Source organism: Peptoanaerobacter stomatis, assembly GCF_000238095.2.
Lineage (GTDB): Bacteria > Bacillota > Clostridia > Peptostreptococcales > Filifactoraceae > Peptoanaerobacter > Peptoanaerobacter stomatis_A.
Map to the genome: position 1 here is coordinate 1,465,160 of NZ_JH815225.1, position 21,950 is coordinate 1,487,109.

The 21,950-nt window shown below is 30.9% G+C and carries 27 protein-coding genes, 1 tRNA gene and 1 pseudogene; 10 read left to right on the top strand and 19 right to left on the bottom strand.

Annotation, left to right across the window (positions count from 1 at the left end; all coding sequences use genetic code 11):
* The first annotated feature begins 407 nt into the window (after positions 1-407).
* The 10 genes from HMPREF9630_RS06285 (at position 408) to HMPREF9630_RS06330 (ending at position 10,533) form a co-directional block, all read left to right on the top strand.
* On the top strand, positions 408-1,784 hold the full coding sequence (locus HMPREF9630_RS06285) for a hypothetical protein (protein WP_009527673.1): 1,377 nt from the start codon (positions 408-410) through the stop codon (positions 1,782-1,784).
* Positions 1,785-1,791: 7 nt separating this feature from the next.
* Positions 1,792-3,444, top strand: coding sequence for a type III-B CRISPR-associated protein Cas10/Cmr2 (cas10, locus tag HMPREF9630_RS06290; RefSeq protein WP_009527674.1), 1,653 nt, complete (start codon positions 1,792-1,794; stop codon positions 3,442-3,444).
* Complete coding sequence (locus HMPREF9630_RS06295) at positions 3,445-4,650, top strand: type III-B CRISPR module-associated Cmr3 family protein (protein ID WP_009527675.1); 1,206 nt, start codon at positions 3,445-3,447, stop codon at positions 4,648-4,650.
* Positions 4,647-5,528 (top strand): type III-B CRISPR module RAMP protein Cmr4, encoded by an 882-nt coding sequence (cmr4, locus tag HMPREF9630_RS06300; protein WP_009527676.1) that lies wholly within the window; start codon positions 4,647-4,649, stop codon positions 5,526-5,528. Before HMPREF9630_RS06295 ends, cmr4 begins: the two co-directional genes overlap by 4 nt.
* Positions 5,518-5,976 (top strand): hypothetical protein, encoded by a 459-nt coding sequence (locus tag HMPREF9630_RS06305; RefSeq protein WP_009527677.1) that lies wholly within the window; start codon positions 5,518-5,520, stop codon positions 5,974-5,976. Before cmr4 ends, HMPREF9630_RS06305 begins: the two co-directional genes overlap by 11 nt.
* Positions 5,973-6,854, top strand: coding sequence for a type III-B CRISPR module RAMP protein Cmr6 (cmr6, locus tag HMPREF9630_RS06310; protein WP_009527678.1), 882 nt, complete (start codon positions 5,973-5,975; stop codon positions 6,852-6,854). Before HMPREF9630_RS06305 ends, cmr6 begins: the two co-directional genes overlap by 4 nt.
* Positions 6,855-6,871: 17 nt before the next feature.
* Positions 6,872-8,500, top strand: coding sequence for a hypothetical protein (locus tag HMPREF9630_RS06315; protein ID WP_009527679.1), 1,629 nt, complete (start codon positions 6,872-6,874; stop codon positions 8,498-8,500).
* Between the two features lie 99 nt (positions 8,501-8,599).
* Positions 8,600-9,274, top strand: a complete 675-nt coding sequence (locus HMPREF9630_RS06320; protein WP_009527680.1) for a hypothetical protein — start codon at positions 8,600-8,602, stop codon at positions 9,272-9,274.
* A complete protein-coding gene (locus HMPREF9630_RS06325; RefSeq protein ID WP_009527681.1) occupies positions 9,264-10,154 on the top strand; it encodes a hypothetical protein in 891 nt (296 codons plus the stop codon). The genes HMPREF9630_RS06320 and HMPREF9630_RS06325 overlap by 11 nt, the downstream gene beginning before the upstream one ends.
* A gap of 302 nt (positions 10,155-10,456) precedes the next feature.
* Positions 10,457-10,533: transfer RNA gene (locus HMPREF9630_RS06330), tRNA-Arg, on the top strand.
* A gap of 440 nt (positions 10,534-10,973) precedes the next feature.
* Here HMPREF9630_RS06330 and HMPREF9630_RS10725 read toward each other — a convergent pair.
* The 19 genes and pseudogenes from HMPREF9630_RS10725 to HMPREF9630_RS06415 all read right to left on the bottom strand — a co-directional run.
* Positions 10,974-12,008 (bottom strand): annotated as a pseudogene (locus HMPREF9630_RS10725) (recombinase family protein); the annotation flags it as partial.
* A 26-nt stretch (positions 12,009-12,034) separates the two neighbouring features.
* Complete coding sequence (locus HMPREF9630_RS10080) at positions 12,035-12,439, bottom strand: DUF2442 domain-containing protein (RefSeq protein ID WP_009527682.1); 405 nt, start codon at positions 12,437-12,439, stop codon at positions 12,035-12,037.
* A gap of 36 nt (positions 12,440-12,475) precedes the next feature.
* Entirely contained in the window at positions 12,476-12,727 is a 252-nt protein-coding gene (locus tag HMPREF9630_RS06340) for a DUF4160 domain-containing protein (protein WP_009527683.1), read from the bottom strand.
* Positions 12,728-12,843: 116 nt separating this feature from the next.
* Positions 12,844-13,473, bottom strand: coding sequence for a C40 family peptidase (locus HMPREF9630_RS06345; RefSeq protein WP_009527684.1), 630 nt, complete (start codon positions 13,471-13,473; stop codon positions 12,844-12,846).
* Positions 13,474-13,815: a phage holin, LLH family gene (locus HMPREF9630_RS06350; protein WP_009527685.1), complete on the bottom strand. Its 342-nt coding sequence runs from the start codon at positions 13,813-13,815 to the stop codon at positions 13,474-13,476.
* Positions 13,816-13,819: 4 nt separating this feature from the next.
* Positions 13,820-14,077, bottom strand: a complete 258-nt coding sequence (locus HMPREF9630_RS06355) for a hypothetical protein (RefSeq protein ID WP_009527686.1) — start codon at positions 14,075-14,077, stop codon at positions 13,820-13,822.
* Complete coding sequence (locus HMPREF9630_RS06360) at positions 14,061-14,375, bottom strand: hypothetical protein (protein WP_009527687.1); 315 nt, start codon at positions 14,373-14,375, stop codon at positions 14,061-14,063. The genes HMPREF9630_RS06355 and HMPREF9630_RS06360 overlap by 17 nt, the downstream gene beginning before the upstream one ends.
* 81 nt (positions 14,376-14,456) lie before the next feature.
* Positions 14,457-14,720 carry a hypothetical protein gene (locus HMPREF9630_RS06365; protein WP_242824686.1) on the bottom strand — a complete coding sequence of 88 codons (264 nt, stop codon included), beginning with the start codon at positions 14,718-14,720 and terminating at the stop codon, positions 14,457-14,459.
* A gap of 9 nt (positions 14,721-14,729) precedes the next feature.
* Positions 14,730-15,020, bottom strand: coding sequence for a hypothetical protein (locus HMPREF9630_RS06370; protein ID WP_009527689.1), 291 nt, complete (start codon positions 15,018-15,020; stop codon positions 14,730-14,732).
* A gap of 13 nt (positions 15,021-15,033) precedes the next feature.
* Complete coding sequence (locus tag HMPREF9630_RS06375) at positions 15,034-15,786, bottom strand: hypothetical protein (RefSeq protein ID WP_009527690.1); 753 nt, start codon at positions 15,784-15,786, stop codon at positions 15,034-15,036.
* Positions 15,787-15,798: 12 nt separating this feature from the next.
* Complete coding sequence (locus tag HMPREF9630_RS06380; protein WP_009527691.1) at positions 15,799-16,374, bottom strand: putative phage tail protein; 576 nt, start codon at positions 16,372-16,374, stop codon at positions 15,799-15,801.
* 12 nt (positions 16,375-16,386) lie between these two features.
* Positions 16,387-17,433, bottom strand: coding sequence for a baseplate J/gp47 family protein (locus tag HMPREF9630_RS06385; protein WP_009527692.1), 1,047 nt, complete (start codon positions 17,431-17,433; stop codon positions 16,387-16,389).
* On the bottom strand, positions 17,430-17,855 hold the full coding sequence (locus tag HMPREF9630_RS06390) for a DUF2634 domain-containing protein (protein ID WP_009527693.1): 426 nt from the start codon (positions 17,853-17,855) through the stop codon (positions 17,430-17,432). Before HMPREF9630_RS06390 ends, HMPREF9630_RS06385 begins: the two co-directional genes overlap by 4 nt.
* A gap of 1 nt (position 17,856) precedes the next feature.
* On the bottom strand, positions 17,857-18,333 hold the full coding sequence (locus HMPREF9630_RS06395; protein ID WP_009527694.1) for a DUF2577 family protein: 477 nt from the start codon (positions 18,331-18,333) through the stop codon (positions 17,857-17,859).
* Complete coding sequence (locus HMPREF9630_RS06400) at positions 18,330-19,349, bottom strand: XkdQ/YqbQ family protein (RefSeq protein WP_176662122.1); 1,020 nt, start codon at positions 19,347-19,349, stop codon at positions 18,330-18,332. Before HMPREF9630_RS06400 ends, HMPREF9630_RS06395 begins: the two co-directional genes overlap by 4 nt.
* A complete protein-coding gene (locus HMPREF9630_RS06405; RefSeq protein WP_009527696.1) occupies positions 19,315-19,743 on the bottom strand; it encodes a hypothetical protein in 429 nt (142 codons plus the stop codon). The genes HMPREF9630_RS06400 and HMPREF9630_RS06405 overlap by 35 nt, the downstream gene beginning before the upstream one ends.
* Before the next feature lie 10 nt (positions 19,744-19,753).
* Positions 19,754-21,394 (bottom strand): phage tail tape measure protein, encoded by a 1,641-nt coding sequence (locus HMPREF9630_RS10085; RefSeq protein ID WP_009527697.1) that lies wholly within the window; start codon positions 21,392-21,394, stop codon positions 19,754-19,756.
* Positions 21,387-21,548 (bottom strand): hypothetical protein, encoded by a 162-nt coding sequence (locus HMPREF9630_RS10435; protein WP_176662118.1) that lies wholly within the window; start codon positions 21,546-21,548, stop codon positions 21,387-21,389. Before HMPREF9630_RS10435 ends, HMPREF9630_RS10085 begins: the two co-directional genes overlap by 8 nt.
* A gap of 2 nt (positions 21,549-21,550) precedes the next feature.
* Complete coding sequence (locus HMPREF9630_RS06415; RefSeq protein WP_009527698.1) at positions 21,551-21,943, bottom strand: hypothetical protein; 393 nt, start codon at positions 21,941-21,943, stop codon at positions 21,551-21,553.
* Between the last annotated feature and the right edge of the window lie 7 nt (positions 21,944-21,950).

Genomic DNA, 21,950 nt, shown 5'->3' on the forward strand with positions numbered 1-21,950 from the left:
TATAAAATAACCATATTGGAATGTAAATCGACTTGCAATAAACATAAAAAAAGAAAATACCATCAACTATAAAATAACCATATTGGAATGTAAATAATGCTGTTATTAGAGCTATTACAATCCCTATTGGTCACTATAAAATAACCATATTGGAATGTAAATGTTATTTAGTTTGTAACTCTTGCTCTTTTTGTGTTATACTATAAAATAACTATATTGAAATGTAAATTGTGTATAAGAGCGATAAAATCGTTCTTATAATAGAACCAAACGGAAATATAAATATGGAACTCAGAATGAGAGTGATAAGTTATTAAGGAAGTCAGGGTATATTCGTCAAATAAATTATCTATGCTCTAAAAGAAAGGAGGAATTGTGTTATAAATATATTTAACACATGAGAAAAGATGAATATTTTAAAGAAATCAATAATGGAGTTTTGTTTGGAGCAGGTAACACCTATGATTCATTTTCAAGGAGAAGAGAAATCAGCAGGAATACGAGCAAGTGATTTGAAACCTCGGTTTGATGTTTTTTTAAAAAGATATTGGTATGACTTGAAGACAAAAAGAGAAAAAACGGAAATAGAAAGCTGTATTTTAAAACAAAATGAGGAAGAATTCGAAAACAATTCTTTAGATGAAAAAAAGAGAGTTTCGTTTGATTACAAGGTCAAAATCTTTAACAACGGTTGTAAAAACTCTAATATGACCTTTTATAAAGAGAAAAAAAATGGTAAAAATTCATTTTATGGCTCATTTTACGGGAAATTAGAAGATAATAAATTTTCTTTTTACAATGAAATTAAGGTTTTATTTCTCTCGCCACATCAAGATTTAAGAAATCAAATACAAGGGTTGTTTCCCGTTTTTTTAGCTGTCAACGGCTTTGGCTTGAGAAATAATAAAGGATATGGATATTTCAAACTGAAAGGAAATACAAAGGAAAGAATATTAGAAGATATACAAAAGTATCAAAGTTTGGAAAACAAATATATAGAACAATTAAAAGCAAAAGATAAAGAAAAAGGTGTGGGAGTTTATAAATTACAAATTGAAAATAAAGCCGGTTCAATGCCTAAGAAAGTTCAAAACTTATTGGAGGATATTAAATTTTTCCATCAAATATTAAAGTCCGGTTTGAATTTTGACAAAGAGCGTAACTATAATTCTAAGAACGATGTATATATTCCATCATTTATGCTAAAAAAATATAAAAAACAGGAAAGAGTGCTTTTTGAAAAAAAATCACTAAAATTATTTTTAAAACAAGAGGGCTATAATATAAAAGAGTCTTCTAAAAAAGATGATGTTATTAAAAAAGATAAAAAAGATGAATTGAATAATCAAGAATTGTACTATGTAAGAGGGCTTTTAGGATTGGCTCCATTTTACGAGTTCAGAAATGTAAAAAAAGGAGACCAGCCAAAATTTACAGCAAGATTTAATATCAAAATAAAGGAAGTGGAGAGATTTCCATCACCTATTAAATATCTTCCAGTTTCATATGAAGAAATCATTATTCTTGTAGACTATAGTAAAATTGAAGAATTTCGAAAAAAGGGCGATAAAATACATTCAGTCGTTTTTTCTTTAAATGGATTCAAGAGGGAATTATCTTCAAAAATCAATTTACAAATACCAAATGAAGATCAATACAGTATTTATCAATTATTCAAAATAAATGGTGTAATAGAAAACGGAATAAAAGAGTTTGAAAGTGAGATAACAAAAAAAACTAGGAAATGGCAATATAGTGTAATTTCTGATATAAAAATAGGGTAGGTGGGCTATGAACAAGAAATATATCGGAATAACAATCGGACCGATTGTAAAAACATTGATGTTAACAACGACCCCTGCAGGTTTGTGGGGGGCAAGTTATATTTTTTCGTATTTTACAAAAAATTTAATCGACCAATTAGAACAAATTTTGGGGATTTCAAAGGAGTCTTTTTTGGTTCCTGTAAGAAATAATGAGGTTGAGACTATCATCAAGGATTGTCCATGGGCAGGACTGTTTCATGACAGAATTATTTTTCAGACAGATCCTTCTATTCCTTTAACCAAAATCGACCAATGCATAAAAAAATGTAAGGAAGATCTATCCAAGGAAATTCTGACCATTTGTTTAACAGAAAATGAGGATATTGAGAGAGCGAAGAAATTCATAGAAGATTATTTGCAAGTTCATGTAATTGAAAAAGAAGTAGAAAAGGGAAAGAATCCGATATTAGCTTTGAGTCCAAATTTGGATATTTTGGAATTGGGACAAAGCTATATTCCGAAGGAAGATAAAAATTATTTGTTAGATTTTTTAGAAAATAGAGATAGTTTGGAGCAGAAGAAACCGGAAAATAGAAATCAAAATATAAAAAGATTCACTCAAAAAATAGAAAAAACACAACAGTTGATGAAATGGCATTTTCTTGAAGAGGAACATATCATTACAATTGATGATATAGCAGGCGTTAGCGGAAATAAAATTGGTGTAAATACTCAAACCAAAAATTATTTTGCATTGGTAAACGCTGATGGAGATAATTTGGGGAAAGTTCTAAAAAGTATGGAAGATACTCAAGGAAATCAAGTGATAGAAGAAATCAAAGGTTTTTCAGAAAAATGCTTTGATTATGCAAGAAGAGCTTTTGAAAAAGTGGAAAAATATGGTGGAAAGATGATTTATGCAGGAGGCGATGACTTACTATTCATCGCTCCTGTAAAAAATCATGAAGAAACGATTTTTCATTTACTATCTACTTTAAATGATGAATTTATAAATTGTTTCTTTGGGTTTTCTTTCAAGGAAGAAGGACAGGAAAAAAAGATGGGATTTTCAGCAGGCGTTATGATTTGCTATTATAAATACCCTTTGAAGGAAGCTTTAATCAGCGTTTTAGATCAATTGGATAAATCTAAAAAAATCAAAACCAAAAATACAATTAGCGTTCATTTTGAAAAGCATTCAGGAAAACAACATGGAATTCAATTTATAAATTTTTTCAATAACTGTGAAAATAATAAAATTTATACTATGTTTTTAGACTTGTTGGAAGAATATGGAAAACAAAACGGGCAATTAAATAATTCGAAAGATTTTTTAAGGTCGCTTGGTACGAAGTTACAAGATTATCGAAATGTCTTTTTGATTGCCATGGTAAAAGATGGTGCAGCAAAGAGGAACTATTTAAATGAAGTTTTTAAAAACCTTTTTGAAGAATACCCCGGAATTTTTGATGAAACTAAGACAAAGGAGGAGAAAAGCGAAGAAGCAAATTATATTGAAAGGATAGTTGATTTGTTGGAAGAAATTTTTTACATGAAATTATCTCTGATTCAAGATAAAACAGAAAAAACAAAACGGCAAGCAGCTTTGGATAGTTTACAGGAAATAGAGACAGTTATAGGGTTATTGAAGTTTTATAATGAAAAGGAGATAAAATAAATGGCGATATATAAAGTTTTATTTCATCCACTGGAAGAATACTTTTTTGGAGAAGACGGTTCTTTTCGTGAAGGAGTAAGCAATGCGGAATATTTTATTACTTCCAGATTTTTTCCGAGCCAAACGACTGTATTCGGAATTATTCGATATTTAAATTTATTATGTCTAAAAGACAAAGGATCATATTTGCAGGAAGAAAAGAAACTGAATAATAAGACTGTCGGGAAAAAAGGATTTTCTATCGAATCAGCCATCGATTCTAACAGTGAAGTTCAGAATTTTGGAATCATAAAGGGTATGAGCGGAGTTTTTCTTCATAGATATGATGTAGAGGATAAAGTGAATCGAGTTTATGTAACACTTCCTAAAGACGCAAAAAAGCAGCCGGAGATAGATAAGAGCTACACTTCCATTTTTGATGAAGGGGAAGAATCGGTAGTGACTTCAAATGGAAAAAAAATGATGCCTCAAAAGTATAATGTGAAAGAGGGGTTGGAAATTGGATTTATCAGTATTGATGCAGGAATTTCCGATGCCGGAGAGCTGTTACAAAATGAGTTGTCGGTTATAGAACCTCCATTTGAATATGTTTTAAAAACAGGATTAAAAATCAATAGAAAAATGAATAAACCGAAGGATATGGTAGATTTGACCAATACTCAAGATCCCATGAGTTCTTTATTCAAAAAAGAATATGTCCGATTGAAACAAGAATCAGGTGAAGTGGAATACTCGTTTGGAGTTTATGTAGAGATAGAAAATGATGAGGAAGAGGAAGTAACAAAAAGAATGAACCGAGTTGTCGGAATTGGATTGGGAGGTTCTCTGTTTTCTGTAAGAACATCAAAAATAGAAGAAATAGAGAAAAAAAGATTAAAAAATGGATTGGTATTAAATGTGGGCAAAATTTTTGAGAACCATGTAAAGAAAGAAAATATTTTGTATTGTATATCTCCGTGCTATGTAAGCAATCCACAAGACATTTTGATGAAAAGTGAATTTGCTTCATTGGATACAGTGTCCAATCGTCCGATGAATGGTGGCAATATCGATGATGCGTGGAGAAAGACAAAAGCTTTATATTGTATGATGGATTCAGGAAGTGTCTTAATTACGAGTCATATGAATGAAATTATAAAAGAATTCCAGAAAGATGGATTACAGCAAATAGGATACAATCATTATTACTTAGGAGGAGAAATATGAAAGTCGCATTATTAAAAGCAAAGTGCATTACTAATCTGCATATTGGCACAAGTGGAAATGTTTATGGAGACATAAAAAGCGAGGTGGAGAAGGATGCTGTTTTAGCAACGCCGATTATGCCCTCTTCAGGTATCAAAGGGGCTTTTCGAGACTTTTGGAGAGCAAATGGGACTACAGGAACTTCTGTTACTATTTTTGGATCCGATGCTGAAGAAGAAAATCAAAATAGAAAAGGAAACTGTAAATTTCTAAGCGGACAACTGCTGTTTAGACCGATGAGGGTATCAAAAGGAGATCGTGCCTATTGTTTGGTGACGACACCTGAGTTACTTCAAGTAATGATTAATACTATTGACTCCTTTCAAATTAAATTAAATCTCCAATCTGCAAAAAGTGCTGAAGATTTCGAAAAAGCTCTTAATGACATAAAAAAGGAGCTAAACGAAAAGATAGGGCAAGTCGTAGCGGGAATTGTAAACAAAGATGACCATGCCATCATGGAAGTTGAAGGATATGATGTAAAAGAAATACAAAACGAAGAGAATATCCTATATAAAATTTTGCTGGAAATTAGCGATGGTGTTCCCGTTGTTATTATGAGAACGGATTTTTTTCGGATGATCGATTTGCCGATTATTGCCAGAAATTATTTGAAAGATGGAAAAAGCACAAACTTATGGTATGAAGAATTTGTTCCTCATCAAAGTTATTTTTATTTTCCTGTATTATGGGAAAAAGAAGAGGCTAAAGTTTTTTCAGATTTTATTAAAAAAATTAGTAAACAACCGATTGCTTTTGGCGGAAATAATTCTGTTGGCTATGGTTATTGCACTATTACTCCGATGAATAAAGAGTGGGAGGAGAATGATGGAGAATAAGAGAAAAATTGATGAATACATTCCTAAGGCGATTGACAGTCTTTCCAAAAATAAAAAAATAGTGATAAATGGAGAAATTAAAAGTGGATTTGCAGGTCAAATTGCTACCTTTTCAGTTGTAGTGTCCACAGGAAGTTTACTATCTGCCGTCGCATTTTTTAGTGAAAAGAAACAATCATCTGTTGAGCGTCAGGAGCTAATGAATGTAATTTACGAAATAATTACGGGAGAAAGTGCAAGTGTAAATGACGCTAACAATTCTAAGGCAGTTTTACTATCCTATATTAAGAAAAAATACGAACAAACTCATAGTCAAAAAGGAGATGCAAGTTCCTTACTGGATTATGGTCAGCTTCAGCAAGATATTTTAAATGCAGCAATAGCAGTGAAATTAGCAATTAACTTTTTTCCAAAAGCAAAAGAAAATGAAGGTGAGAATGGAAGATGAATGGTGATTGGAGAAATGAGTTGCAAAAACTAGAGGAAAAAATAAAAAATTCAGGAGAAAATAAGATTACAAATTTGGGGTATGCGTTTCAAACACAAGATTATTATATGCAAACAGAGAAGGTCGAAGAGGATGTAAAAAGAATCGTTGATTTTACATTGGATGATAAAACAAAGGAAATGATTAAAAATCGACAAAAGGAATTGCAAAAATTGGTAAAAGGCGAGACTTCCAAGCTTGATATAGGCTGTTTTCAAGCTTGTGTGAGTTATCCAGGGTTGTTGGTCGGCATGTCAAATCCTGTAATGTCGAGTTTGAAACAGGGATCGGATGAGGAAGGGCAAGACAGTGCGTTTAAAACTGGTTTTAGTTTTGACTATGTAACAGGCTTACCTTATATTCCGGGATCTTCAATTAAGGGGATGTTGAGAGCTTCCATTGAGAAGTATAAAACAGATGTTTGTCAGTGGCTTGAGGATAACATAGGTATTTTGGCTGATGAAAGACTGTTTAAAGAAATAATATATGAAATGTTTGGAGACGAGAATAATGAAGTAAATGACGATAAAATGCAGAATAACACTAATGTGTTGGAGAGAGATGTGTTTTTGGATGCCATTATTATTGATGGATCGAACGATAAAATTTTAAAATCGGATTATATCACGCCGCATTCATCTATGTTCAAAAATCCAATACCAATTCGAATATTGGCAATTAAACCGGAAGTAAAACTTGAATTTCACTTTTTATTAAGAGAAAAGATAATTGCAAAAATGAATCGGGAACAAAGATTTAAACTTTATAAGGGTTTAATTTTGGATTTGGGTATTGGTGCAAAAACGAATACTGGATATGGAAGTTTGAAAGAAGTTTAATAAAAAGGAGAAGAATAATGGAAATCAAAGATAAAAATGAAAGAGTCTATAGCTATCATACTTTTTTGCTTCCTTTTGAAATTCTAAAAAGCGACCACGAAACTCTATGCAGTAAAGAAGAGATAGAAAGTGTTTTGAATCAGGAGTATTGGAAACGGTTGTCAGGAGATCATCTTTCGGCATTCGATTCTGTCATCCCAATAAACGGAATAAAAAAAGATGACCACAAGAAAAATAATAATAATCTAACTGAGTATGTAGCACGGTTAGTAGAGTATAGTCAAGAACAGTATTTTCATAGCAATGTCAAAAAGGCGATTCACGATGATGGAAGAAGTGGAATAGTATCAGAATATGTTTTTCAATTTGATGAAAAAAACACCAAGCGTGTAATACTTAAAAAGTTTTGTGAGAATATAAAAGAAAACATAAACACTAATGATGAAAGTACCAACGAAAATAAAAACACCGATGATAATAATGAATATGTTTTAAAGGTGTCAAATGTTCGTCTTAAACTTTTTAATACAGGAATCGGAATTTTAATTTTAGAATTATGTAATGATTTATATAGAAGCTTCAAAAGTGTTAAAGATATTAATGAACTTGGAAGGCATATTAGTTTGCCATATATTGCACTGGAAAGCAAAAACATTGCATCTGCTCAAATATTAATATGGGATTTTTTACATTCGGATGAAAAAGAATATAATTTTGGCGAAAAAAATGAATGCTTTCTGAACGAAAAATCACCAAAAGAAAAAACTTACATGGTGGATTTTTTGAAAAATATAATCCTTAAAAAGGAACATCGATCGCATCATGATTTTAAGCCATCTTTAGATGATCGAATGTTCACTTGTTGTTTAATTCAAGATGATGGACTTGCCAGAGAGTATTCACGAGATTATACCGCACAAAAAGATGATGATGCACAATTCGAAAAGTTATCTAAATGCTTATATGAATATATTTATATTGATAAAGATGATAGCTGCACAGCAGCTACATTCAGTTTTAGAAAAAATATTTTAAACAATTCATTGTATCATCGTTGGACAGAAATTGGTACAATTTATGGAGCTTCTCATACTTCTTTTGTTGCAATTACAGGAGAAGGTGAATTCTTGGACACTATTATTACTTGGCCCTTTTTAACACAATATGTAGAAATTACTATTTTAGTTTTGGTTCAAAGAGCATCTATTTTGCGATTTCAAAAACAAATACAGAGTAATATGGATAATAAAAAGATTCAGAAACTTCAATCTAAATATATTGATTATCGTAATCAGCTTCATTTTTTTGAAGTAAGTTCACAAGAGCAAGGAATTGAGTTATATGAGCTTATCCGAAAACAATTGTATATCAAGAAAGAAATGGAAGCCTTAGAAAAAAATTTAGAGATCTTATATGAAAAAAATAATGTGGATTATGGGAATAAGTTTAATCTATTTGGACTATTTATCGGATGTATTGCTATTTTATCCATACTTTTAGACCTAATGAACTTTATACTTGGGAGGGATTTTAACATAAAATTCTGTGAACAATTTAAATTGATAAAGTGTGAGTTATTAATGATTTTCCTGATCACATTTCTAATATTTTATTGTTTTTGGAAGTCAGTGAAATGTAAAAAATAAACTTGCATGGTGATATCAACTATGCTTTATAGAAATTTTCTTAAAAAAATGTTTATTTAACAAAGATAGGGCAAGATTTAAAACTTTCAAAAAAACCTTATGAATTGTAAAAAGTCAAACATTTTTGACACAAAGCCTATAATAGGGAGTGTAAATAAAAATCAAAATTTCATACAAAAGTTTCGCTTGGAAAATCAGATTAAACAACTTCCAGGAATGCCAAATGTAGCATATTCACTACCGATTCTTTCTTTTGTAAATCAAGCAGATGATATTCAAAAGGAGTTCAGTTTTTTTGTAAAAGTGTCACAAGATAGTTGTATTTCAAAAGCTTTGGAAGGCATAAAAAAAATTCTTAAAGAAAATAAAATAATTCCATGTTTTTTAGGCGGAAAAGGGAGCTCAGGGTATAACGAGTATAATATCTACGCAGTTGAAAACTCATATGACGGTGAAGAAGAAAGGTCAAATACCTGTACAAGATATTTAAACTTGGGAGTACTATTGCCAAATTTTGAAAATGTTGATATTGAAAATTCAGTTGTTGATATATATACATCTGACAGGAAACCTTTTGAAATAGAAAATGAAGTATCTAAGGTAATCAGCTTTGTAACTGCCGGCAGTGTTATTAAAGTAAATGATTGTGGAATAGTTCCATATACAGTTGGAAAAAGTATAGATAACAGTAAATACAATCCCATGTATAAGAAAAATGCCATTATTTTCGGAAATTCTTATCTTTTGAAATTGGAGGTAGATGATGAAGCTTAAATTTAAAACTATTTCACCAATAATTTTATCTCCAAGAATGAAGAAAGCTTTGTATAAAGGTATTGACTTCAAAGAAGTTAATAAGGGCATAAGAAATTTAAAAGTAAAAAATATTGACAGTATCAATATTGTCTATCCTTTTTATAGTTATGAAGATAGAGATTTATTAATTGAAGATTGTTTATTGTATGCAAAAGAATACTATATTCCGGCATCTTCGTTAAAGGTAGCATTATTAGGAAATAAAAAAAGTGATGAAGAGGATAGTCTAAGAAGAAAAATCTTATTTCAAGACGTCAAAATTAAAAATTCTCATATAGAGCTAAGGAATTTATATAAATTTCAATATTTATACCAAAAAAATAAACAAGATGACAAAGAAGAAAATCAAGGAAATAAAACTAAAAATGTGAATCAAGCAAATAAATATAAAACTCTAAAATATGATGTATTTTTCCCGAGTGTAGCAATAGAGATGATGGATGTTGGGAATGAATTTGAATGTGAAATCTTATTCAAATCGGAAATAACTGAAGTTGTATTAAAAGATAAAATTTATAAAAGCTTTGACATTACTAAAGAAAAGTTGAATAATTATGTTAAAGAAATTGAAAATAGAGTGCAAGAAATTGAGTCATGGATAGAGGACGGAAAGTTAGAAAAGTCGGAAGTTAGTGATGAAAATTATATAGAAAAACTACAGACAATTAAAAATAATATTAACGAACTGCTTAATAGTGACAAGAAAATGATTTTTTTAGGCGGATATAAGGGAATTTTGGGTAGTCTATCTAAACTTGATGAAAATACTAATATTCAAAACGGATTTTATATTGATGATGAAACATTGTTACCGTATGGATTAGTAGAAATAAATTAATATTATTTTTTTAATTATTGTCAAATTTCTAAAACAAGGACAAATTTAGTAATAAAATTATACTAAAATATATTTCAATAATAGTCTAACACTAAAATATATAAAATGTATCTGAATGTATTTGATTAAAAAGTACTTATCTAATCAAATACATTCAATTCATCATTTTTATTATATACCTATTTAATTAGATAATAGTATTAGTATAAATTTTTATTAATATTTTTTGAAATTTATTGTAATTATTTTGATTTTATGGTATTGTAAAGGGTATATTTTTATAATATTTATATCTATTATGTGCATCCATAGCTCAGTTGGATAGAGCTGCAGTTTCCTAAACTGTGAGTCGGAGGTTCGAGTCCTCTTGGGTGCACCATTTGTTCCCACACCTATATTTTGTATTTTTACGTTTACTATTATGTCATCTTCGGTAAGTATTACATTCTCCACAAAGTAATCTATTATATTTTTATATGCGTTTAAATCGTCCTTATTCGCAAAATTTAATACCATTTCTAAATATTCTTTGAATTGTTCGTATGTTGGAGCTGTATATATATAATTGTTTTCTATAAGTGAGTTTAACTCGCTTTTTTTATTTTCTAATTGCTCCATTTTTTTCTTCATTTTTGGATTGTATAGTCCGTTGGCGATTGCTTCCACTATATTATCTATTTTTTGTTCTGTTTCTCTAAGCTCTTTTTTGTATATGTTTGTTTTGTCTACATAGTTTTTTTGGCTTTCTATTAGTTTTTCTTCTAGCATTTTATGTAGCTCTTTTTTTGTGTCTTCTGTAAAATAGCCTTTTAACTGTGATATAACGGCTTTTTCTATGGTTTCTTTTTTTATGCTTTTTGCTTTGCAATTTCTGTTTGAACATACATAGCTTGAATATATATTTTCTTTGCCTTTTCCGTTGTTTCTTCTGTTTCCGTGCATTACTGAACCACAAGCACCACATATTAATATTCCTGATAATATATAAGGCTCTATTGATTTTCCAGTGCTACGTCTTCCCATTTTCTTTTTCTCCTCCATTTTCTTTTGGACTATGTTCCATGTATCGTTATCTATGATAGCAGGTATTATTCCGTTTTTTCTTATAATATCTTCTTCTTTTACTTTTGCATGATGATTAGTTTTGCCTTTTCTTTTGTTTAGATTTGTATTATATATATAATTCCCTATATATTTTTCGTTTCGCAAAATTTCATATAAACTATTTTTGCCAAAGTCTTTACCTTTTTTTGTTACATATCCTTTTTTGTTAAGTGTATTAATTATAGTTAGATATGTGTTGCCACTAGCATACATATCAAAAATTAGTCTTACTGCTCCTGCTTCATACTCATTAATAACATATTTTTTATCTACAATATCCAATCCTAGCGGTGCTGTTCCGCCTGTTGTTAGTCCTTTTTCTGCATTTTCTATCATTCCTTTTCTTACTTCTCTTGCTAGGTTTAGGCTGTAATATTCCGCCATTCCCTCATATAAACTTTCTATAATTACATCTTCCGGAGTTCCGTTAAGTGGCTCTAATATGCTTAATACTTTTACTCCTTGTTGTTTAAGCTCGTATTTTATTCTTACTGCGTCCATTTTATTGCGTGAGAAACGGTCGAATTTGTGTACTACTACTGCTTCAAATTCTTTGTTTTTGGCAGATTTTAGCATTTGTTGAAACTGTGGTCTATTTTGGTTCGTTCCTGTTCTTGCTTCGTCTATATAAATATTTAATAATATATATTTGTTTTCTTTGCAATATTTTTTTATGGCTCTTATTTGAGCGTCTATACTTTCTTCACGTTGGTTATCTGATGAATAACGGGCATAAGCTACTACTTTCATATCTATATTTCCTTTTTTACTTTGTATTATTTTTGTATTATTATTTTATCTCCTAAGAATGTTAATTGTATTTCTTGGTCTTCTTCTGTTACTCCTAAATGTTGGATCCACCCTAGAGGTATGTTTATTTTTGAGCCAATGCGTCCTTGACCGTTTTTATATAGTGTTTTATTTACTATTTTTGTTTGTGATACTCCATTTTCATATAGTTCGTGTTCTGTTATGTCTAAATCTTCATTAAATACTATGGCACTACCTCCACAATCAACATGAACTAGGTTAAATATATCATCATTCATTAGTAATTTGTAATCTTCAAACTCTTCAAATAATTGTTTAACATCATATAGTTTTACTTCTTTATTGACAAATTCTACTTCTAGTATTTGATTTTTAAGCGGTTTAACTGATTTTACTTTGATAGCAGACATTATATATTCTCCTTTTTTATTTTGTAAAAAACCACCCTATACAAGCGGTGGTAGTTTTTCTAGTGTTTTTGTATTCCACATATTCATTAATCTATCTTGATATTGACTAGCCCATTCTTGTATTAATTTTTGTGCTTTTATTGGTAAATCGCCCTCTAGCATTTCAAGTGTTGCTATGTCAAATGTTCCGTTATATTCTCCGTATACTGCGTGAAAGTGTGGTGGATTGTGTTCTCTTACAAAAAATATTTTGATTAGTATTCCATAAAATCTTGTAATCTCCGGCATTTATTCTACCCCCTTATTTATTATATATTTATTATACTATATAGTCGTTCGACAGTCAATAGTTTTTGTTATTTTATTTAATTTTTTTTAATAAAAAAAAGAGGGTTGTTTACCCTCTAGTTACTATCTATCTTTACTGTTTTTGTTTCTTGGATATAGTTTATTTTAAAACCTGCTTTTTCTAAGTCTTTTACTTTAATATAATTGTGTCCCTCTTTTAGTATTCTATCCATTTCTAATTCTTTCCCGTTCACGTTGAATTTGCCTTTTGTTACCACTTCATCATCTCCTTTTACCGTGGATTTGCTTGATACCGTATTATTTGTTGCAGGAATAACATCTTCTTTTACATCTTTCATAATGTTAAATCTTCTATAGAATTTAAACATGTTTGTTTTCTCTAATGTTACTCCGTTTCTGCTATAGTTGCAATGTATCCAATAGCCATTTCCTGCGTATATTCCGATATGATTATAGGTTCCTAGTCCGTCTTTATCTTTGATACCTATATCTCCAATTTTTAAATTTTTAGTAGATACCTCTTGAGAATTATTCCATTGATGATATGTTCCGTCCGGTACGTTAAATCCAGCCATTTTATATGCCCATACAACAAAACCGCTACAGTCAAGCAATTTAGGTTTATTCACATCGTTATTATAATTGTAATACTTAGCTCCCAGTTTATAGTTTGTGTATCCTATTAGAGATTCAGCATATTTTAATATATCAGCTCTTGTTTTCAACTATATCACTTCCTTTGATATAGTTTTGTTCCAACCGTTAGCGTTATACCATGCTACTATCATATCTATTATGTTATTAATCTGTTCATCAGTTGCTTTTATTCCTGATTTGTTGAGCCATTCGATGACAAAATCTTTCTTTTCCTTGCCTTTATTTTTATCTTTGTAATACTCTTCTGCTATCTTAATAGCTATGTTCGCAAAGTTTATCAGCTCTTGTCTTTGTTTTGCTGTGGTATTTTGTTCAATAAGTGCTTTCAACTTCGGCACTATAAATATAGTGATTAGCATTAGTATAATCTTTAATGCAGATATTAATATCTCAAAATATTCTTGTTTCATCTCTCTACTCCTTTATCGTTTGAATAGTTTCATTATCAAGTTTATAAAGTTTTCTTAATTTTATTAAATTCTCCGCTTTCGCCTTGCTGTAATAAAAGCCTGTCGTTATCCCAAGCTCACTAAACCAAGCGGGTATGAGATATGCCAATGGGCTTAAGTCGTTAGTTTTAAATATCATCACAAAACAAAAAATCGTTAATGCTATTATGAAAAATGTCACAAAGAAAAATATCATCTTGCTAAATTCAATTCTCTTTTTCATATACACCTCGCAATTGGCTTTCAAGGCTGTCAAGCCTTTTATGTGATTGCTTTGCGCTTTCTTCAACTTTTACAATCCTCTCTCTGTTTTCTCGTATATCTTCTTTCGCATTAGACATTTCAGATTTGATTTCTGCTATGCCATTGCCTATATTTTCTAATTTCACTATAACGGTAGTCATCTGACTTGCGTTATTTTTATCATCCTGCGTCTGATTCCTTTTCAGGTTTGACAATCCCGCATATATAGCAAAACTGACCGATACAACAGATATTAGTATACTCAATTCCACAGTCATAAATACACCTCTATTTAAGTTATAATTTGTAAGGCAATAAAAAAAGACCTTATCAGTCCTTATTTATTGCCTTGTTTTTAATTACTCTTGACCAACTTCTTTTTCAAGTGGTTGACCATCACCGTCAAAACCACTTTCAGCCAGTATCTCAAGAACTTTTGGTCTCAGTCTTTCAGGTATTAATCTTTTTGTCTTTGTTGCTTTCTCAGGTATACAAGTTAAATGACCTGTAATAACACGATAAGCTAAGAATTCATACATAAAAATATCTCCTTTCAGATATAAAAAAATATTATATATAATAAAGCTTAATTGCTTTATTTTCAAATCAAAATAGGTAATCATTAATATCACCTACACACCTGCATTTTGCATTGCTAAATCTTCTACTGCTCTATTTGTTTGTTCTAATTGTTCTTTCATAGCTTTTAGCTCTTCTTTAAGTATTTGTTCCTCTGTCTTAGGTATTTCAATGTATTTCATTACTGCCTTTTTCGCCTTTTCATCATATTCAAGCCTTGTGTAGTATCCGTCCTTATTAGGTAGTTCTTCTACATCTTGATACTTAAATACATACTCATCTACTGCTGATTGCATATCTACAAAACTGTTATCTTTTTTATTAAATCGCAATAATACTTTCATAAATATCTCCTTTCTATTTTTCCGTTTGTATTAAATAATCAATGTCTCCAGTAGTTGTTATAATGCTTACAGAATTTTTAAACTCTACATCTTGTATCACCTGTAATCCCACATTGCTAATTGACTGTTCAATATCTACACCGTCTACAATTACTCTTGCATATCCTGTTTTCCCGTATTTATAACTCGATTGTGCATATCTGATTATTCCAGCACCTCCTGAATAATCAAACCTGTTATTGTTTAATTTCCCTTGTCTTACTACTGTATATTGTCTGCCTCCCACACTCAACCACACTCCATTTATTAATACTTCTAATCTTCCGTTGTTATTTCTAAATTGAAATCCCTGAACATTGTTTGCGTTTCCTGATGTATTTGCATAATTTACGTTAAAATTCGATGGATTATATACATACATATTTGTTCCATCACTTCCACCCCATAGCCATGATGGTTGCCCACCTTGCCCACTCCAGTTGAAAATCATATTATTCAGTTTATCTGAATTTATAGCACCATTTACTTTTGTGCTTACTATAGTACTTATTAAATTATTAATATCTGAAGTGCTGTGTCTGTGAGATAGAGCCGCATATAATAAATCTGTTTGTTCTTTTGTTAATACAGAATTTATTTTATCTGATAAATTTTTTAAAAGTGTATCAATTTTTATATTGTCTTCGCAAAAATCCTGCCTTTTAGGATACTCATTACCTTTCCAATCATTGAGTTTTGCGAAATCCGTTTTTTTCTCAGCTGGCATTTAATCACTCCTTTACTCATTATATACATTAAATTCATCCCAAGTTAAATTAAGACTATCCCACATATCCCAAGTTTTATTATATTTGTCGAAGTCATCCCACGTTAACTGTGTAAATATATACTCAATACCAAGATGAGCAGGTTTAATCTCATTAAGCGTATTTTTCAATCCGTCCATATTGCTCGGAATTCCACGAGTTCCGACAAATTTAATAGAAAAAAAATACTCCTCGTTATGCTCCATTACCTCAACTTCGCCATTAGAAAAAGCTCTTGCTACATTTTCAATCATTTCTTTTGTTGTCGTTCCTGCACTTCTAAACTTAGCCTTAATCATTTCACGTCTATGTGTATAAGAGTTTTTATAATTAGTTTTTAGTCCCAATTCTTTTTCCCACAAGTCAAGTCCCCACGTTGCCGTTTCTATAAAACACTGTGAAAATAAATCTTTTAACTTTGCTTGTAGGTCTTTTACTTCTACACCTAATACTTCTTGAAGTTCTATCATTTCCTTGATGTCTTTCCAATAAAAAGGCAAATATGACATCAAGTCCAAATTTTGATTTAAGTTAAATTCTTCAAACATCGTCCCACCTCATTATATCCTTTGAGATAGTAAAACAGATTGGCAATAAGGTATTTCATTTTCTTCTAATTTGAAATTAAAGGCTTTTTCATTTAGTAATAGATTTTCGTACTCCGCAACTCCGTTGGTATTTAGCAATAGTTCGCCAACTTTCCCAAAACTTACATAGTTTTGTTTAAAGCTGATTTGTTTATATAAATCTTTTAATCTGCTTAGAAATTCAACGTTTACAGTTTGCAAATCATATCCGTTCAATAATGTTATAGTTGCTTTTACAATAACTTCTTTTTGTTTTGCACTTTCCACTGTTACAGTTGCTCCAATCGGTCTAACTGTTTCAATGTGGTTTGCTACTGATGATATAAGTTCAGTCGTTGCAACTCCCATTTCATTATTTGTAACGACTACCTTTACCGTTCCATTGCCGTTCCAAAGTGGAAATACCTTGACCGCTCCAACTCCCTGCACTTCTAACGCCCAGCGTTTATAATGATATATGTTTCCACTCGTGGCTGGCTCTCTTATCGCTATTAAATATCTTTCCAAAAAGCTCTCGTCTGTTTCTGTTTCATATCCGCCTTTTGTTGCCTCATTGTTGATGACTTCTTCCAAACCTTGTATTGTGATGGGGAAGTCTTTAATCGTTTTAGCTGGAAGATTTCCAATAGTCCCATCTTGTATACATTCCACATCACATATAGCTTTATTATCAATTATTACAACTCTGTTCAATGTTTCAAATACAATATCTTCACAAGCTACCTTTGTGCCTTTTTCAATAACTACATTATTTTTACCTTTGATTTCAACCTTTCCTATGCTCTTTGTAGCTTGTTTCCTTGCTACTCTATCTCCAATTCTACCTTTGACCGCTAAGTCTAAGTATTCGCCTTTAGCTGTAAGAGGATTTGACATATCAAAAAGATACTTAGCTTTTTTGTAAGTTTCGTCAATTTCGATACTTGCTGGAGCTAACACATCATAAAATAACGAACCCTCCGACTTGTCATACTGACTATCAACATTATTTATCATATTTTGTAAATGTTCATTTATCACAAATACGCCTCCCAACTAAAATTACTCCCGTCTACCAAATACACATCAAAGGTTACATATAATGAATGTTTAATTAATTCAGCATTGAAATTTTCAATGCTTATAATCTGTGGATTTGATAGCATAGTTTCTTCAATCTCTCGCTTTAATTCTGCATATAAAAAGCCTATAGGAAATCTTCGCCCTATAATTAAATCATAGTATGACATTCCATAATCTTCATATATCTTGTATTTATCTTTAAAAGTGAGTAAGATTTTTTCAATCCACATTCTAGCTGTTCTTACATCATTAGATTTGATTAGTTTTCCATTTTTTTTCAAAAACTTTTTTTCTTTGAAATCGACTAAAAAAGTCCATTTTGGACTATTGTTTTCTTCTACTGCTATTTCTTCTATATTTTCTTCAAACAATGGAAACATCTTAACCACCCACTTTTTCAACCTTATCAATAACAAAAAATTGTTGTTCGCTAACTGTAGGCAATATCAACACTTCATCGCCTTTTTTTAGTTCAAACCACAATTTGATTTTTATATTATTTTTGTCAAATAATTCTAAATTAGTTATCTCGTATAGCTTGTTTTCGCCTGTTTCTGCAATTATTTTTTCTCTTGATTTTGGAAAATTGTCATCGTCCATAACTTCCTTATTAACTGCGTAAGTTAATGGGCGGATTGTAATATCTCCGCTTTTATATCCTCTGACTTCCGTTTTAAATAGCTTTTCTTTAAGTCCTGCCGTTATATATAGTTGCTCGCTATTTAATATGACAGCTCCGTTTAATATTGATATTTTTAGATTTGGTAGTGGACTTATTACAGTCCCAATACAAGCTCCTATAAGTTCGGGATTGTCCCTTGATTTTAATTCTTTTGCAATTAGATTTTCCCAACTCATGCTACCACCTCGATTGTTATATTACATTTGTGATTTTTATTTTCGAATTTATGTTCACAATCTTTTATTAAGTATTTCCCTTTTAGTCCGTTTATTTCATTATTGAATATTAATATTCTTCCTGCTCTAAGTTCATCAGAGCCTAACAAGGTTAATGATATGTCTTCGCCAATTTTATTAAGTTCTTTTAGCTTATTTTTAGCTATATTTGATGCTTGAGCTTTGCTTTTATCGTCTACACTTTCAACGTGAGTTAATAGACCGTATTTTTTGATGTTTGCTTTGTCTTCACTTTTAGCCATAACATTTATAGTTTTTTCATCGCCGGAAGTAATTAAAATTGAATTACGCATATTTTCAATACTGCGACTTATATTTACATCACTTGCGTAATTTAAAGAATTTATACGCCCTATATTGACCGCTTGTTTATATAAAGCCTGTACTATTAATTCCTTGTAAGGCTCTATTGTCAGAATTCCGTTTCGCATTTCCATTCTAAATTTTTTACCTGTTGTATTTTCTTCATTTTCAATTATATCTTTTATAATGTCTGATATTACCGAATTTTTATATATTTTAGTAATGGTAGATGTCATACCTTTTACACTAACCTTGATATTAAAGTCTTTACAAAGCTCCATTATCGCCTTGTCTGACTTCATTTTTGTAAATTGCTTTATAATCATAGATTTATTTAACCAAAAAGCGAAGTCAAAAGCTGTTATGTTCCTTGTATTAATGTTATAGTTTTCAGTCACAATCAAACCCCTAAATCTTTCCTTGTTTTTGTTCAAAAGCACTATGAAATCTCCCAACGTGACCTTTTTTGTCCAGTTCATATACTTATCAGTATGACTATCTATCATTGTAAAAGATAATTCCATTCCAAGAGTGTCAATGCTGTCTTTCCAAGTCAATGCACCTATATAATCAGTAATATCGTTCTTTTTACTGTCCTTGATGTGAATTATCTTATAATCATCCATTTTTACCAAACCCTTTAGCTTTTGCAAAAATATATTCTTTTACACTTAAAGAATATGGGATATCTCCTGCACGGTCTTTAATTCCGACATTAAACTCATACCTACAAGATATATTTAACATTTCCTTACCTTTGTCAATGATAATTACTCTAATCGGAACACTCTTATCTCTCCATTTTTCGAAGAATTTTTTATAATGTTCTCCGTTTTTGTAATTCCCACTTATAAATGAATATGACTTATTAGGGAAAAAAGAAGAAAAAGAAAATGTTCTAAGCCCTTTTTTGCCTATCAGCAACAAAACGCCGTTTACTGTTTCGAATTCTTCGTCTTTTGTTTCGCATTCTATTAAATCAAGATAAGGTACTACAGGTATTTGTATGACTTCTTCTCTATTATTTGCCGAAAAATATATCTGCATATTGTCCCCCTTACATATTATCTAATGCTAAAATAACTTTATTTCCAACGTATTGTCCGACTTCTTCCATATATTGTCTATTACCAATAACATTGCCTTGTATAGTTACATTTACAACGGCTCTATTATTGTTATTTCCCAATCTTTCGCTTGCATTATGTGATAGTATTTTTGTTCCACTTGGAAGTATTGCCGTTTCGCTTCTTCCACCCTCTGAAATGCTTGTTATACCGCCTTGAAAATATCTAGTTCCTAATGCATGTCTAGGAATATTTTTATTTACTTTTGGACTAGAGCTTGTATTGTAGTTTCCATTTACATTTACATCAAAATCTTTACTTTGTACATCGGTATTATTCCAATCTTTTATCCAAGATAAAGCCCCTTGTACTTTTTCAGCTATCCACCCGAACGTATCAACTACTTTTCGTCCTATCTGTTCTAACTTTTCAAGTGGCGGGAATAGTTTTTTTAGTGCATTCCAAAAATTATTTATTACATTTCTAACATTTTCATTAGTATTATATAAATGTATTAGCCAAGCAACTAAGCCAGATATAAGACCTATTACCATAATAAAAGGACTAGCCATTAATACCGCATTAAACAATGTTTGTGCAAATGTTACTGCCGTTGTTATTGCTTTAGCTGTCAATAATACACCGTTATATATCGCTATAGCAGAAATAAGGGGTATAAGAACTGGTGACCATTGTTTTAACTTTTCTATAGTCGATAATATAAAACCTGCAACAATACTCAAAGTCTGCTTTAGATTAGCAAATTGAGGGCTTATAGTATTATATAATTTCCCTACTACATCAAATGTTTTGTACGCAAATGCTTCTATCACTGGTAATTTCTCAACAACAAATGTTGCGACTTTTCCAAGTATAGGCATTACTCTAGCTCCTACTTCTTCTTGCATATCTCCAAAAGCATTTTTAGCTTGTATTATCTTTCCATAGTCTGTTTCTGCAAGAGCCTTATTAACACCGCCTACATTAGCTTGTAATACTTTTGCCAGTGTAGTTGCTTTTTCCTGCTCAGTACCGAATTTCAATACCTCTTCTTCTGCCTTGCTGAATATTATTCCTGCTCTTGTTAATGCTCCAGTTTGCCCTGCCATTACTTTGCCTAGCATATTTCCTACACTTACTGCGTCTCCTGCTGTAGCATTATATCCTTTAGTTTGTGCTATTAAGTCTGCCATTCCCGGCATTAATTGCTTTAGTGTTTCAGCTTGTAGCTGATATGTCCCTAGCTGTTGCGTACCTGCTGTTATTACATCATCTTCAACTACACCGACTTTTTGCAATTCTCCTGTATATGCCTTTATAGCTTCTATTTTTTCAAGCGTCATTCCCTTTGTATTCATTAATACCGCTTGTAGTTTTGTTTCTTGCTCTAAGCTCTCTTTATATGCGTCAACACTATCTTTTAAAAACTTCGTACCTACTGCTACTGCACCAACTGCACCCCATTTCACAGCATTAACAGTAGCATTTTTTAAAGACGAACCCATTTTTTTAATACTATTGTTTAGCTGTTTGGTACGCCTTTCCATTTCTTTCGTCTGCTTTGTGGCATTTTGGATTGGTTTAGAGAATTTATCCTTTAAATTAAGAATAGCATTAATAGCCTTAGCCAATCATAACACCCCCTAATTTTTCTTGTCTTTCAAGCTCAAGTTCTAAACTAGCTTTAAAAAACAGTTTTTCTACCATTGATAGATTTAATAAATAATCTAATGTAAAGCCTTTTTGCACGTAAAAATGCAAGATAAACATGTCGTCATCTTGCATAATTAGTTTTTTAGTTTATTTTGCACGTTATCATTAATTCCATATAGTCCCATTATGGAATTTGCTAACTCTCCAATCTCTCCTATATTATCATCAAATACCTTGTATATTATGTCCGTTGGTTCTACGCACTCATACTCATCTTGCAAGCTCTTATCCTTGAATAAAGGGCAATGATTGTATATCAAATTAACAGAAAATTCAAGATTTTCCACAGACGAATTAATATCCTCTAATCTGTCTAGTGATTTCATTAAGTCAATAGACCTCATTTTTCTTACTTCCAAATCTCCGTTAAGATAATTTGAGTGTATAAATACTATTTTTAGCTTGTCATCTTGGGATTGCTCCTTTCTTCTTAGCAAGTCATCAAGCGTTATTCTTTTATTATCCATAATGCAC

Excerpts from the sequence above, each read along its gene's own strand:
- cmr6 (WP_009527678.1), top strand. The coding sequence starts at position 5,973 with ATGAATGGTGATTGGAGAAATGAGTTGCAAAAACTAGAGGAAAAAATA.
- HMPREF9630_RS06360 (WP_009527687.1), bottom strand. The coding sequence starts at position 14,375 with ATGACTGTGGAATTGAGTATACTAATATCTGTTGTATCGGTCAGTTTT.
- HMPREF9630_RS06405 (WP_009527696.1), bottom strand. The coding sequence starts at position 19,743 with ATGCAGATATATTTTTCGGCAAATAATAGAGAAGAAGTCATACAAATA.
- HMPREF9630_RS06285 (WP_009527673.1), top strand. The coding sequence starts at position 408 with ATGAATATTTTAAAGAAATCAATAATGGAGTTTTGTTTGGAGCAGGTA.
- HMPREF9630_RS06315 (WP_009527679.1), top strand. The coding sequence starts at position 6,872 with ATGGAAATCAAAGATAAAAATGAAAGAGTCTATAGCTATCATACTTTT.
- cas10 (WP_009527674.1), top strand. The coding sequence starts at position 1,792 with ATGAACAAGAAATATATCGGAATAACAATCGGACCGATTGTAAAAACA.
- HMPREF9630_RS06365 (WP_242824686.1), bottom strand. The coding sequence starts at position 14,720 with ATGATTACCTATTTTGATTTGAAAATAAAGCAATTAAGCTTTATTATA.
- HMPREF9630_RS06380 (WP_009527691.1), bottom strand. The coding sequence starts at position 16,374 with ATGTTTGAAGAATTTAACTTAAATCAAAATTTGGACTTGATGTCATAT.
- HMPREF9630_RS06375 (WP_009527690.1), bottom strand. The coding sequence starts at position 15,786 with ATGCCAGCTGAGAAAAAAACGGATTTCGCAAAACTCAATGATTGGAAA.
- HMPREF9630_RS06305 (WP_009527677.1), top strand. The coding sequence starts at position 5,518 with ATGGAGAATAAGAGAAAAATTGATGAATACATTCCTAAGGCGATTGAC.
- HMPREF9630_RS06390 (WP_009527693.1), bottom strand. The coding sequence starts at position 17,855 with ATGTTTCCATTGTTTGAAGAAAATATAGAAGAAATAGCAGTAGAAGAA.
- HMPREF9630_RS06370 (WP_009527689.1), bottom strand. The coding sequence starts at position 15,020 with ATGAAAGTATTATTGCGATTTAATAAAAAAGATAACAGTTTTGTAGAT.
- HMPREF9630_RS10435 (WP_176662118.1), bottom strand. The coding sequence starts at position 21,548 with ATGCAAGATGACGACATGTTTATCTTGCATTTTTACGTGCAAAAAGGC.
- cmr4 (WP_009527676.1), top strand. The coding sequence starts at position 4,647 with ATGAAAGTCGCATTATTAAAAGCAAAGTGCATTACTAATCTGCATATT.
- HMPREF9630_RS06415 (WP_009527698.1), bottom strand. The coding sequence starts at position 21,943 with ATGGATAATAAAAGAATAACGCTTGATGACTTGCTAAGAAGAAAGGAG.
- HMPREF9630_RS06325 (WP_009527681.1), top strand. The coding sequence starts at position 9,264 with ATGAAGCTTAAATTTAAAACTATTTCACCAATAATTTTATCTCCAAGA.
- HMPREF9630_RS06395 (WP_009527694.1), bottom strand. The coding sequence starts at position 18,333 with ATGAGTTGGGAAAATCTAATTGCAAAAGAATTAAAATCAAGGGACAAT.
- HMPREF9630_RS06350 (WP_009527685.1), bottom strand. The coding sequence starts at position 13,815 with ATGAAACAAGAATATTTTGAGATATTAATATCTGCATTAAAGATTATA.
- HMPREF9630_RS06355 (WP_009527686.1), bottom strand. The coding sequence starts at position 14,077 with ATGAAAAAGAGAATTGAATTTAGCAAGATGATATTTTTCTTTGTGACA.
- HMPREF9630_RS10080 (WP_009527682.1), bottom strand. The coding sequence starts at position 12,439 with ATGTCTGCTATCAAAGTAAAATCAGTTAAACCGCTTAAAAATCAAATA.
- HMPREF9630_RS06340 (WP_009527683.1), bottom strand. The coding sequence starts at position 12,727 with ATGCCGGAGATTACAAGATTTTATGGAATACTAATCAAAATATTTTTT.
- HMPREF9630_RS06320 (WP_009527680.1), top strand. The coding sequence starts at position 8,600 with ATGAATTGTAAAAAGTCAAACATTTTTGACACAAAGCCTATAATAGGG.
- HMPREF9630_RS06295 (WP_009527675.1), top strand. The coding sequence starts at position 3,445 with ATGGCGATATATAAAGTTTTATTTCATCCACTGGAAGAATACTTTTTT.